Source organism: Levilinea saccharolytica (assembly GCF_001306035.1).
GTDB lineage: Bacteria > Chloroflexota > Anaerolineae > Anaerolineales > Anaerolineaceae > Levilinea > Levilinea saccharolytica.
Window position 1 is genome coordinate 180,096 of record NZ_LGCM01000039.1, and the last position, 12,583, is coordinate 192,678.

A 12,583-nucleotide genomic window follows, 5' to 3' on the forward strand; every position below is an offset into this window, starting at 1 on the left:
CCGCATGATCTTAAGAACCAAACTGTTTGGTAAAACCTACGAATTCCCAGACCTGCGCGTCCTGATGGGCAAGGCCAACGAGGAGAAATCCGGCGATCAGTTGGCCGGGGTGGCCGCCGCCACCACCGCCGAGCGGGCCGCCGCCAAGCACGTCCTGGCCGCCGTGCCCCTGTGGGCGCTGCGAGAGAACCCGGTGGCCCCCTACGATCAGGATGAGGTCACCCGCCTGATTCACGACGCCCTCAACGAGACCGTCTATAACGAAATCAAAGATTGGACGGTGGGCGAGCTGCGCGAATGGATTCTGGACGACGAACACGAAAGCAATGATTTGCAGCGCCTGTCCAGCGGCCTGACCGCCGAGATGATCGCCGCGGTCACCAAGCTCATGTCCAACATGGATCTGATCTATGCCGCCAGCAAAATCCGCGTGGTGCGCCACTGCAACAATACCATCGGCCTAGGCGGAACCCTTTCCAGCCGCCTGCAGCCCAACCACCCCACGGATTCACCCGAAGGCATCCGCGCCGAGATCTACGAAGGCCTGTCCTACGGCTCCGGCGACTCGGTCATCGGCATCAACCCCGTGGACGACAGCTACGCCTCGGTGGCGCGCCTGCTGGATATGACCTACGATATCGTGCAGACCTGGAAAATTCCCACCCAAACCTGCGTCCTGGCGCACGTCACCACCCAGATGCGCTGCATGCAGAACGGCTCCCCCGTGGGGCTGGTGTTTCAATCCATCTGCGGCACGCAGAAAGGCAACGAGTCCTTCGGCATCTCCGTGGGTATGTTGGACGAGGCCTACGCCCTGGCGCGCAAATACTGCTACCCCACCGGCCCCAATTACATGTATTTTGAGACCGGTCAGGGATCGGCCCTGTCGGCCAATGCCCATCACGGCTGGGACCAGCTCACCCTGGAGGCGCGCAATTACGGCCTGGCCAAACGCTATGCCCCCTTCCAGGTGAACACTGTGGTCGGCTTCATCGGCCCCGAATATCTCTATAACAGCGAGCAGATTCAGCGCGCTGGGCTGGAAGACCATTTCATGGGCAAGCTCACCGGCATCTCGATGGGCTGCGACGTGTGCTACACCAACCACGCCCGCACCGACCAGAACAACAGCGAGAATCTGGCTGTGCTGCTCACCGCCGCGGGCTGCAATTTCTTCATGGGCGTGCCCATGGCCGATGACTCGATGCTTTCCTACCAGTCCACCTCCTATCACGACACCGCCGCCCTGCGCCGGATTTTTAAACTGCGCCCAGCCCCCGAATTTGAACGCTGGATGGAAGAATTGGGGCTGCTCAAAGACGGCCGCCTGACCCGCAAGGCGGGCGACCCCACCTTGTTCCTGTCGCGTTGAGGCCGGGGAGAGAAAAAATGTCAGAAGACCCGCAGAAAGACCCCATCGAAGCCCTGATCCAAAACGTGCTGAAAGAGCTGCAAGCCGCCGGACTGGCCCAAAAGCCCGCCCCGGCCGCCCATCCCCCGCCGCCCACAGCAGCGCCAACGGCAGGCTCGCACGCAAGCGCAGCGCCCATGCCAGCCAGCCCGGCTTCCACAGCAGCACCGCACCCAAAAGGGCTGCCCCCACAGCAAAGGCTGCGCTCACCAAAAACGAGCGCGGCATGCCCCCCGCCTCAAAAAACGGGCGGAAACGCGTGTCAAAATCGCTCGCCACCCCCACCATTAATGCCGTCAGCAGTCCGCTGGTGGCCCACCTCAGCAGCCGCTCGCGGTTACGCTGCATCCAAGTCATCGTTACCCTCCTGAAAAGCAGGGATCAGCCAGCGGGCGTACTGCGTGCACATGGTATCCACCGTGTACTGCGCGCGCACGCAGGCCTGGCCAGCTCGGCTGAGCTTGCCGCGCAGCTCTGCGTCTTCCAGCAGCCGCAGCAGCGCCTCGGCCAGGCCCGCCGCATCCTCCGGCGTGATCAGCAAGCCGTTCTCCCCATCCGTAATGACTTCATCCACACCTTCCACCCGCGTAGCCGCCACCGCCGCGCCCATACCCAGGGCTTCCAGCAGCACCATCGGCAGCCCTTCCCAGCGGGACGGCAGGGCGAACACATCCGCCGCCGCCATGCACTGCGGCACATCCCCGCGAATGCCGGGCATGCGCACCTGGGCGGCAATCCCCAGGGCGCGCGCTTCGGCTTCCAGCTCGGCGCGCAGCGGGCCGTCGCCCACAATGGCAAACACCGTGCGGGGGAAGCGCGCCAACACCGGCACAGCGGCCTGCAGCAAAAAGGTGTGAGCTTTTTGGGCGGTCATGCGCCCCACCGCCAGCACCAGCGCATCTTCCGCGCCCAGGCCCCATTCGGCGCGCACCCGCTGCACAGCCGCCGGGTCTGCCGCGGGCAAATTGACCCCGTTGGGGATCACCGTCACCTTCTCGGCGCGCACTCCTTCGCGCACGGCCTCGCCCAGCACCCGCCGCGAAACCGCCACCAGACGGGTGGTCAGGCGGCTGTTCATGAGAGCTGCGTGCAGGCGTTCCAACCCGCGCGGGAAACCCAGAATATGCCCGTGGTGCGAGGCCACCCGCACGGGCACGCCCGCCAGCCAGGCCAAAGGGATGCCGATCAGGTTGGCGTGATGGGTAAAGGTCTCCACCGCCGAAAAAGGTTGGCTGCGCAGCAAGCGGAACAGGCGAAGCAGCCCCCCCGCCAGGCGAAAAGCGGAACGCAGTCCGCCCTCGCCGCGCTGACGGGCCTGCAAATTGACAATGGGGAAATCGGCGCGCGCCTGCCAGTCTGCATGCAGGCCTTCTTTATCGTACAGGAACACCGCCGTCACGGGTATGCCGCGGGCGTGGAACCAGGCGGCCTGATCCAGCAGCACGCGCTGCGCGCCGCCAGTTTCCATCTGGCTGCCCAGGAAGAGCAGGGCCGGTCTTTGAGGGGACGGCTGGGAGGGTTTCACGGGTTGAATTTTACCAGAATTCAGGCAGGGGTTCAGCGCGCGATGGACTCCAGAAAGGCCAGCCGCTGTTCCTCTTTGGCGCGTTGATCCAGCAAAGGCCGCAGCGCCTCACGGTCGGCACGCTGACCGCGCATGCGCGCCGCAAAGGCGGCGATCTCGGCGGCGTGGGTTTCCACCCCGTCGGGGCGATTGGGAATTTGCAGAATGAAGGGGAAATCCCGGCCGCTCAGGTCGGTGTCTTCATACCCCAACACCACCGGAATGCCGTACCCCAGGGCTTCGCGCACTTTGAGAGGCGAGGCTTCTTCCATATTCTTGCGGTACAGCCCCAGCGTGCCGCAGGCCGCATCCGCCTGGGCCAACACCTGGAGCAGGGGCTCGCCGCGCAGAAAGCCGTGCAGGCGCACATTTGCCGGCAGCTCCCCGGGCACATCCTGCGGCCCGTAGCCCACCACATCCACGTGCAGTTCCGGGCGCAGCTGCGCCAGGCGCAGGAGATGATCCACCCCGTGCCAGTCGTAGCCCGGCGTGGCCACCATTACCAGGTGCGGCTGGGCATGGTTGGGCGCGGGCAGCGGCTCGAAGGCCGAAAAATCAATACCGTTGGCCAGCACCAGTCCCGGTTTACCCCAGCGGCGATTGGCCGCCAACTGCCCGATCTCACGGCTCAAATACACCAGCCCCGCCGCCGGTCCCAGCGTCCAACGCCGCGACTCACGGTTCAGGTAGTAATAAAACGACCCGCGGTAGCGGTATTCGTCCACATCGTTGGTGTTGATCTCCACCACCGTGGGGGCGGTACGCAGCAAACGCGGCAGCGGCCAGGTGAACAGGCCGTAGCGCAGGTAAATGACATCCGGCTGATAAGCCGCCGCCGCCGCGATCAGCTCAGCCAAAGCCCGGCTGCGGGAGGCCTCACGGCGCAGGGTACGCACGCCCGGCGGTCCCCCAGCGCGCAAGTCGTAGCGAAAACGGGTGATCTCTGGGTCGTCCACGACGTCGGGGGTGTGCAGGAACAGGCGCGCCTCGTGCCCCAGCGCGCGCCATAAGCGGCATTGGGTGCGCAGCTTTTGCCCCACCCCGCCGGAGATGATTTCCTGTCCCAAATGAATGGCTACCGAAGCGATGCGCACCGGTCTAAGCCCTCCCCGCCTGCAAATCGGCCAGACGGAGGATCAGCTCACGGTAGGCCGCGCTCCAGGCCGCCCATTCCTCAATCAGCGAGGTGTTGTGCCACAGCAGCACAAAGTCGCCTTCCACGCGCCGGCAGCGTTCGGCCATCTCCAGCGCCAGGGCACAGCCCGCCTGCGGGGTGCGCCCCCCTGCGGCCAGGGCCGCGTCCATCACGATCAGCGGGCGTTCCACCAGGGTCATCTCCGCGTCGCGCTCCAGGTCAAAGGGGCGGTAGGGGTGGCAGGTACTGGCACGAAAACCCACCAGGCTGGAGGATCCCAGGCTGGAATCGTGGGTGAAACCCGCCTCTTGGAAATGACGCCAGGTGTCGGGCACGCGAAAGCGCAGGAAATGGGCACGCACCTCGCGCAACGGCTCGCCCGCGGCGGCCTCCAGGCGGGTTTTCTCCTCGGCCAGGCGCTGCGGGTCCAAGAAAGCCTCGTAGCCCGGGTGCAGCCCCAGGGTGAAGCCCTGCGCCTGTGCAGTGCGGATCAGCGCGCGCGCCGCCGGGTGAGCCGGGTCATAGCCGCCCTGATAGCGTCCCGGACGCGCCGCCATGAAGTAATACGTGCCGCCCAAACCGGCGCGGGTAGAAAGCTCCATCAGTTCGCCCACGGCGCGGACCGCCGCGGTGCTGCCCAGGGCGCCGGCCTGTTCGCGCAGTTGGGCGGCGGTGTGCGCCGCCTGGCGCAAACTGCGCCGCCGCAGTACATCCGCCCCCAACACCAGCAGTCCCCGCGAAAGTGAGACAAACGGGCGCAGGTGGTCAATGTCATGCGTCAGCCGCACCGAAAAAGCGCGCCGCTTGGGCTGCCAGCCCGGCTGTATATGCTGAAGCCAGGCGCGCAGCACCAGGGCAGTTTCATCCACCAGCGGACGGTCCAAAAAACCGTGGCGGGCCGCCGCGCTTTTTTCCATCGGGAAGCGCCCATGCACATCGAAGGCGCTGGCGTCCGTCTCTTCCCAGCGTGAAAGCAGGAAGACGGTTGACGCCAGAATGTCGGCGTAGAACACCAGACACCCGTCCGCGCGCACCTCGGCGAAGGGCCGGGTGCCGTCCGCGGCGCACTGCCCCCACAGCAGCACCGGCATGCGTTCCGTGTGGGCCGCGGCCTCGCGCGGGGGGAAAACCCGCTGCGGCAGCAGCCAGTCCAGGCTGTGGGCGCTGCGCTGCACCAGGGTATCCCAGGCCTGCGGCGCACAGGGGGCCACCACCACCGCCGGGCGGTCGGGGCGCACCGTGTCCGGCGAAGCATACACCAGAGTCATGCCCAATGCCTCCAGGCGGTCGTGCTCCAATCCGGCGCGGCGGGTGAGCTGGCGCCAGGCATAAGCCGCGGCTTGGGGGGTGAGAGGCAAGGGGGTATGCATGGTAGGTCTACATCCCGTCCATTTCCAGTTCTTTTTCGACTTCTTCGCTCAGCAGGCTCAGCACCGCCTCGCGGATATCCAGGTAAGAATCGTCCGTGTATTCGCGCGGGCGCGGCAGGTTCACGTCAATGATGCCCTTGACCATACCGGGGCGGGCGGTGAGCACCACAATGCGGTCCGCCAAAAACACAGCTTCGATCACGCTGTGGGTCACAAACACCACCGTCTTGTTGGTCTGCATCAGAATGCGCTGAAGCTCCTGCTGCATGTGCTTGCGGGTCTGCGAATCCAGCGCGCCAAAAGGCTCATCCATCAGCAGAACCCGCGGGTTATAGGCCAAAGCGCGGGCAATGGCCACGCGCTGCTTCATGCCGCCCGAAAGGGTGTGCGGGAAGGCGTTTTCAAAGCCGTTCAGCTTGACCATGGCGATATATTCGCGCGCCTTGGCGTCCGCGTCGGCCTTGCTCCAGCCGTTGCTGCGCAGCCCAAAAGTGATGTTGCCCAACACCGTGCGCCAGGGGAACAAGGCGTAATCCTGAAACACAAAACCGCGGTCGGGGCCGGGCTTTTCCACCGGCTTGCCGTCCAGCAGCAAACTGCCGCGGGTGGGTTTTTCAAAGCCCGCCAGCAAATAGAGCAGGGTGGATTTTCCGCAGCCCGATGGGCCAATCAGCACCGTGAATTTGCCTTCCTCAATATCCAGGTTGATGTCGCGCAGCGCCTCAACCGTGTTCTTGGATTGGGGGTCAAATTCTTTGGCGAGATCGCGAATTTGAATTAAAGCCGGAGCGTTTTCATTTTGCAGCATACCGTTCTCACTTTCAGCGTCGGCGCACCATGCCCCAGCGCTCCACCGTGGCCATCTCCAGCCAGCGCAGGAAGGTGCGGTCCAGCAGATAGCCCGAAAGGCCAATCAGCAAGATGCCGACAAACATAATCGAAACATTGTTAAAGAAGCGCGCCTGAAACACCATCTTGCCGATGCCCCATTCAATCATGGCCGCCAGCATTTCGCCGCCCACCAACGCGCGCCAGGCATAGCCGATCCCCAGGCGCAGGCCGGTGATCAGCGAGACCAACGAGCCGGGCAGCAGCACCGCAAAGAACAAGTGCGCCCCGTTCACGCCCATCTCGCGCGCCGCCAGAATCTGGTTGCGCGGGACCATCTCGATACCGCGCATGGTGTTGTAGGTGATGGCGAAGAAGCCGCCCAGGAAGACCGTGGTGATCACCGTTCGGTCGCCCAGTCCCATAGTGATCAGCAGCACCGGCAGCCAGGCGATGGTGGGCACAGACACCAACAGGCTCAGCACGGGTTCAAACAGGCCGCGCAGCAGCGGGCTGAGCGAAAGCAGCGCACCCACCGTCACGCCAATGCCCACCGCCAGGAAATAGCCCACCGCCAGGCGGTAAAAACTGGCGCTGAAATGCTCCCACAAAACACCCTGGGTCACCGCCAGACGCCAAAATTCAGCGGCGATCTGCGAAGGCGCGGGCAGAGAAACGCTCTGCACCCACCCCAAGCGCAGTGCCGTTTCCCAGATCAAAGCCACCACCACAAAGGGATACACAAACCGCACCACCCCCCACACCGAGCGGGCGGCCGTCTGCTGCGTTACAACCGGTTCTTGGGTCAGCATGGTTAAGCCTGCCGGATCATCCCCCAGCGAGCGATGGTGCGGCTCTCCAGGCGGTTGATCAACGCTTTCTCAAGGATAAAGTAAATCACAATCAGCAGCAAAATGCCGCCGTAGACCACATCGGCGCGCAAATTCTCCGCGGCGTTCCAGATCATGTAGCCCATGCCCCAGTTGCTGGCGGCCACAAACTCCACCGCGATGATGGTCATCCAGCAGCGTGCCAGGCCCAGCTTGACCCCGTTGAACACATAGGTGGCCGCCCAGGGCAAATACACGTTCAGCACCACGCCTATCGGGCGGGAACCCATCATCTGCGCCGCCCGCACCAACTGGGGATCCACGCTGCGCACCCCCGCCACGGTGGTGTACACCACCGGGAAGAAGGCCGAAAGCACTCCCAACGAAACGATGGTCTGGTTGCCAAAACCCATCCACACAATGAACAGGGGGGCCAGGGCGATACCGGGGATGGGCATCAGCACAGTAATGAGCGGGTCGAAAAAGGAGTACACTGCGCGGTTCAGGCCCATGGCCACGCCCACGATCACCCCGGCCACAATGCCCAACACCACCGAAAGCAGCACCCGCCACAGGGTCATGCCCACATGCATGAGCAAGGCTGATTGGGCGGGCATGCCCTTCATAAACAAATTGCCCAGCTCCATCAGAATGGTCGTGGGCGGCGGGAATAAATACGGATTGAGGAGGCTCCCTCGTGAGAGAGCCTCCCAACCCAACAGAAAAATGACAATTGGAATGGCTGCCAGAGCAGCTTTTCGCTTCAGCACGCGCGCTTACTTCCCTTCTACCAGCTTGCGCGCCTCCTCCAGGTAACTGGCATCCCATTTGAGCGTGGGCACTTCTTTGATCTCGCCGGTCGAGACCAGGAAGTTCGCAGTGTCCTGCAAGGCGGCGATGACGGTTTCATCCAGGTCGAGCGAGAAATCCACGCGGGTGAAAATCTTCTCAAAAGCAGCCGGGTCCACGGTGGCGCCCTGGGCCGAAGCGGCCTGCGCGGCCAATTCAGCGGATTTCTTGGGGTCGCTCTTGATCATTTCGGCTTTGGCCAGGTGCGCAGCCAGGAAATGCACGATCTCCGCGCGGTGGCTTTCGGCGTATTTGACCGTGGTGTTCAGCAGCACGGGGGTCAGGGCGATGTCGCCGTAGCTCATCATCACCTTACCCGCGCCCTGCGCCTCGGCGATAGCGGGGGTGGGTTCCCAGGCGGTGAAGGCTTCAATGCTGCCGCTGGTCAGGGCGGCGATGCTGTCTTCCACCTTCAAGTTGACCCACTGGAAATCTTCCCACTTCAGATCGCCCACTTTTTCAAAGTAGCGCCGCACCACCTGCTCTGCACCGGTGCCCATGCGAATGCCGACCTGTTTACCCTTCAAATCATACCATGAAGTGTAACTGGAGTCGGGGCGAACCAGCGTGGAATAGCGGTCGCCGCGCTGCACCACACCGATGATGACTACCTGATCGGGCATGGCGCTGAAGAGGGCCACGGTCTTGCTGTCGGAGGCCACGTTGATGTCCACCGCGCCCGAAATGAGGGCCTGGTTGCCTTCGGTGGCCGAGCTGAACAAGGTGTGTTCCACCTGTAAACCGGCATCGCTGAACAGCGCCGGGGCGCCCTTCAACAGGTATTCTTCGGGATACAACTGTCCGCCGTAGCGAACAGGGCTCAGTTCCACAACCGGCTCAGCGGTGGGGGCCTCGGTGGCGGCGGGCGCAGCGGGGGCCGCGGGGGCGTCGGTGGGTTGCACTTCCACAGGCGCGGGCTGAGCGGTGGGCGCAGGCGCAGCCGCGGGCTGACAGGCAGTCAGCAGCAGGCTGGTCAAAAGCACGCTAACGAACAACAAATAAACGGGTTTGTACTGGAATTTCATGGTGTCTCCCTTTGGGTGTTTGATCCTACAAATTCTACTGGTGCGCCTTGACCGCGCGCAAATAAGAAATTCTTATAAACCGCCGCTTTTTCGGGCATAATCCAGTTTTGGGCAAACAAAAACGCCGCTTTTGTGCAAAAGCAGCGCCGATCCCCCACGTTTCTCCACCTCAAGACGTCCCTGTCACCCGCCCGATGCGCCCCCTTTGGCCTGGTTGGCAAAATCCAAAAAAGTCTGGGCCAGCGATGACAGCGGCGCCGAGCGGTTGTAACACACGTAAATCTGGCGGCGCAGGGCAAAACCCTCCACATCAATTTCCACCAGTTTACCGGTCTCCAGCTCTTCGCGCACACCCAGACGCGAAATGAGAGTGACGCCAAAGCCCGCCTGCACGGCCGCCTTGGCCGATTCCTGCAAGCCCAATTCCATCACCACGTTCAGCTCGCGCAGGCTGAGGCCTTGCTCGCGCAGCGCGTCCTGCAGCACGGAAGTGGCCCCCGAACCCTGCTGCTGCAAGATCAACGGGGCGGTCAGCAGCTCTTCGTAGGGGATGGTGCGCACTCTGGCCCAGGGGTGGCTGGCGGGAGCCACCAAAACCAGCTGGTCGTTCAAGAACGGCTCAAAGGTCAAATGCCGGTCGCGCCGCAGCCGCCCCACAAAGCCCAGTTCCAGTTGACGGCTGAATACCGCTTCCAGAATCTCACGCGAATCACCCACGCGCAGGCCCACGCGGATGGCGGGATGTTCCTGCTTGAATTTGCCCAACAGCACCGGCAGCAGCCCTTCGCCCGGCCCAGAGCTTGCCCCAATCCACAAACTGCCCGCCAGCCGCCCGCTGAGCGACTGCACCTGCTGCTGCGACTCTTCGTACAGACGCAGAATCTGGCAGGCGTATTCATACACCAGGCGGCCAACTTCGGTGGGCAAAATCTCAAAGCCGCTGCGGTGCAGCAGTTCCGCCCCATAAGCCTCTTCCAGGGCCTTGATCTGCATGCTCACCGCCGGTTGAGTCAGGCCCAGGGTTTCCGCGGCGCGCGAAAAGCTCTTGGCCTCAATCACCCGACAGAGCGTGGTCAATTCATCCATACGTGACATAGGCTTATCTTAACACAAACTCAATCATCTGATTCAATCCTGGACGGGCGGCAGAACCGCGGGCACGGCCGGCAGCCGCGTTAACGCCTGGGTGCGCAGTTCAAAATGTGCCGGCAGCACACGTTCACGGTGCAATCCCATGGTTTTGATCGTATAGGCCAGCCGGTCCACATTGGGCATAGGGTCGCCCCAATCCATATCGTCCCACACCTGCGGCCCGCCCTTTCCCACCACTTCACGCCAGCGCGTGCCGCGGGGTGCGCCCCAATAGGCAAACCATAAATCCGGCAGAATCCAGCGGTAGGTCAAATCGCGGGTGTAATCAAAGTGCGGGGCCACATCGCCCTGCACCGCCATTTCGCAGGCCAGGGCGGCAAAATCCACCCCGGCGCGCAGCGAACAGGCCAGCGTGCCCCAGAATTTGGGGTTGATCTCCATCAGCTTAAACTGCCCGTCGCGCTCGTCGCGCATAAACTCCACCTGGGCCGGGCCGTGCCATCCCAGCGCGTCCAAAAGCCGCCCGCCCAATTCCAGCAGCTCTGGGGCCTCTATGGTGCGGTTGCGCGCGCCCGTCCCCCCCGAAAGCGGGTAGGTGACCTCGCGCACCTGGGCCACCGCCGCCCGCCGCTGCCCGTGATTGTACAAAAACAGGGCGTCGTAGAGCGTGCCGGGGATGTATTCTTGAATCATCGGACGGGAAAAATCGTTGACCGGCGGGTTGCTCACCTGGGCGCTGACTGCCTGGTAGCCCGCCAAAAGCTCTTTTGGCGTGCGCGCAAAACGGATGGTCGTGCCGATGCCGCAGCCCTGGCGCGCCTTCACCAGGCAGGGGTAGGGTATCTCCCCCAGGCTTTTGGCTAACGCCTGTTCATCTTCCGGCCAAAAGGTGGCCGGGATGGGCACGCCCACTTGTTGGGCCAGGCGCATACTTTCCAGCTTGTCATGCGCCCGCCGCAGCACAGCGTAATTAGGGAAAGGGATGGCCGTCCAGCGCGCCAGGCGCTCATACGCATAGGACACCGGCAGCACCGCCGCATGGCTGAAAGGCAGCAGCACGTCAAACTTCTCACGCTGCAGCACATCCTCCAGCGCGTCCACATAGGCTTCCGGCGAGATGTACGGCGATGGGATTACCACCTTTCCCCGTGCCCATCGGGTGAGAAACGGGTCTGGCTGGGTACTCTTAACCCCCAGGGTGACATCATGCCCTGCGCGCCCCAAACTGCGCACTGCGGCCACCACGTTGCGTTCTTTAGACTGCGGAATGAGAATCTTCATGATGTTTGCGGCGAAGGAAGGATTGAGCTTTGTTTTGCAGATAGCGGAAGAAAGGCCGCGGGTCGCGCCAGCTCCACAGCCCGTGCATCACCGGCGGGCGCAGGAAGGGCAGCATGCGGCGCAGGCGGTTATCGCGGTTGCCCATCAAGCGCTGTACCGCCGCCTCCGAAAAGGCCACCCAACGCACCCCGTTGCGCTGCGGCACCTTGGGCAGCGGCGGCAGGCCCGCCATATCCAGGTAGGCCGCGGCGGCAATATTGACCCCGCAGGGCACCCCCAGGGCGTGCCATTTCCAGAAGCGGCCGTTGATTTCGATCAGCTTATACTGCCCGTCGCGCGGATCGCGTTTAAACTCCACCTGGGCAACCCCGTGAAAGTGAAAGGCGCGCAGCAGGTCCACACCGTAGGGGATGATTTCGTCACAGGCCAGGCTCTCCCCCACGCTGCACGTGCCCGAAAACGGCGGAATCTGAATCAGCTTGCGGCCGGTGAAGACCGCCGGTTCTATATCGGGATCAGGGCTGACGTAGCATCCCAGGGTATACAGTTCGTCATCCCCGCCGGGGATCAGCTCCTGCACCAGGGCATCCAGGCCCGTGCATTGACTCAGCACCGCCTCCAGGGCGGCGCGGTCCTTCACCACGATGGTCTGTTTGCCAAACACATGGAAGAATTGCTTGCCGCTCAGCCCCTTCACCAGGGCTGGAAAAGCCTCCGGCGGCCACTCTGCCCCCGTCTGGCCGCAGCGCACCTGCAGCGAACGCGGAACGGGAACCCCCAGCCGCAGAGCCGCCTCGTACTGGTTTTGCTTGTCCATCATAAACGCCAGCGTTTCGGCATCCGGAAAGGTGAAGCGGAAATAGGGGGCCAGGCGCTCGCGCCCGCGCGCCAGGGTCATCAGATAGGTGTCATCGGTGATCAGCAAAATCCCCGGGCGCGGCAGGCGCTGACCCACCTCCACCAGGCGCGACACCAGCCCCTCTGGGTCGTCCCACGGGCTGGGAGCCGTCAGCCCCACCGCGTAGCGTGAGGCCAAGCCCACGCCATCGGGCTTGGAGTGAATCACCACCGACTTGAGGCCCAGCTCCGCCAGGGAACGGACGATGCCCAGGCTGTTGATCCAGCCGCCGTCCAATACCACAGGGATTGGGTCCGTGCCCCCGGCCCAATGGGCGTCAAAGTTTTTTGGAAACATGGG

Annotated in this window: 11 protein-coding genes; 1 reads left to right on the forward strand and 10 read right to left on the reverse strand. The window is 63.4% G+C overall.

Going from position 1 to position 12,583, the window contains the following annotated elements:
- Positions 1 to 4: 4 nt before the first annotated feature.
- On the forward strand, positions 5 to 1,372 hold the full coding sequence (locus ADN01_RS11665) for an ethanolamine ammonia-lyase subunit EutB (RefSeq protein ID WP_062417633.1): 1,368 nt from the start codon (positions 5 to 7) through the stop codon (positions 1,370 to 1,372).
- A 376-nt stretch (positions 1,373 to 1,748) separates the two neighbouring features.
- Here the strand turns inward: ADN01_RS11665 and ADN01_RS11670 are convergent, their stop codons facing one another.
- From ADN01_RS11670 to ADN01_RS11715, 10 genes are all read right to left on the reverse strand, one after another.
- The gene (locus ADN01_RS11670; RefSeq protein WP_147238936.1) at positions 1,749 to 2,936 is read right to left on the reverse strand and encodes a glycosyltransferase; all 1,188 of its coding nucleotides are present in this window, start codon (positions 2,934 to 2,936) and stop codon (positions 1,749 to 1,751) included.
- Between the two features lie 32 nt (positions 2,937 to 2,968).
- On the reverse strand, positions 2,969 to 4,069 hold the full coding sequence (locus ADN01_RS11675) for a glycosyltransferase (RefSeq protein WP_062419835.1): 1,101 nt from the start codon (positions 4,067 to 4,069) through the stop codon (positions 2,969 to 2,971).
- A gap of 4 nt (positions 4,070 to 4,073) precedes the next feature.
- On the reverse strand, positions 4,074 to 5,480 hold the full coding sequence (locus tag ADN01_RS11680) for a polysaccharide deacetylase family protein (protein WP_062419836.1): 1,407 nt from the start codon (positions 5,478 to 5,480) through the stop codon (positions 4,074 to 4,076).
- A 7-nt stretch (positions 5,481 to 5,487) separates the two neighbouring features.
- Positions 5,488 to 6,288, reverse strand: a complete 801-nt coding sequence (locus ADN01_RS11685; RefSeq protein WP_062419837.1) for an ABC transporter ATP-binding protein — start codon at positions 6,286 to 6,288, stop codon at positions 5,488 to 5,490.
- Between the two features lie 13 nt (positions 6,289 to 6,301).
- Positions 6,302 to 7,120, reverse strand: coding sequence for an ABC transporter permease (locus ADN01_RS11690; protein WP_062419838.1), 819 nt, complete (start codon positions 7,118 to 7,120; stop codon positions 6,302 to 6,304).
- Positions 7,121 to 7,122: 2 nt separating this feature from the next.
- Entirely contained in the window at positions 7,123 to 7,908 is a 786-nt protein-coding gene (locus tag ADN01_RS11695; RefSeq protein WP_062419839.1) for an ABC transporter permease, read from the reverse strand.
- Between the two features lie 6 nt (positions 7,909 to 7,914).
- Positions 7,915 to 9,012, reverse strand: coding sequence for an ABC transporter substrate-binding protein (locus tag ADN01_RS11700; protein ID WP_062419840.1), 1,098 nt, complete (start codon positions 9,010 to 9,012; stop codon positions 7,915 to 7,917).
- A gap of 183 nt (positions 9,013 to 9,195) precedes the next feature.
- The gene (locus ADN01_RS11705; protein ID WP_075071155.1) at positions 9,196 to 10,107 is read right to left on the reverse strand and encodes a selenium metabolism-associated LysR family transcriptional regulator; all 912 of its coding nucleotides are present in this window, start codon (positions 10,105 to 10,107) and stop codon (positions 9,196 to 9,198) included.
- Between the two features lie 33 nt (positions 10,108 to 10,140).
- Entirely contained in the window at positions 10,141 to 11,385 is a 1,245-nt protein-coding gene (locus ADN01_RS11710) for a carboxylate--amine ligase (RefSeq protein ID WP_062419842.1), read from the reverse strand.
- A complete protein-coding gene (locus ADN01_RS11715) occupies positions 11,360 to 12,580 on the reverse strand; it encodes a carboxylate--amine ligase (RefSeq protein ID WP_062419843.1) in 1,221 nt (406 codons plus the stop codon). Before ADN01_RS11715 ends, ADN01_RS11710 begins: the two co-directional genes overlap by 26 nt.
- Positions 12,581 to 12,583: the final 3 nt, after the last annotated feature.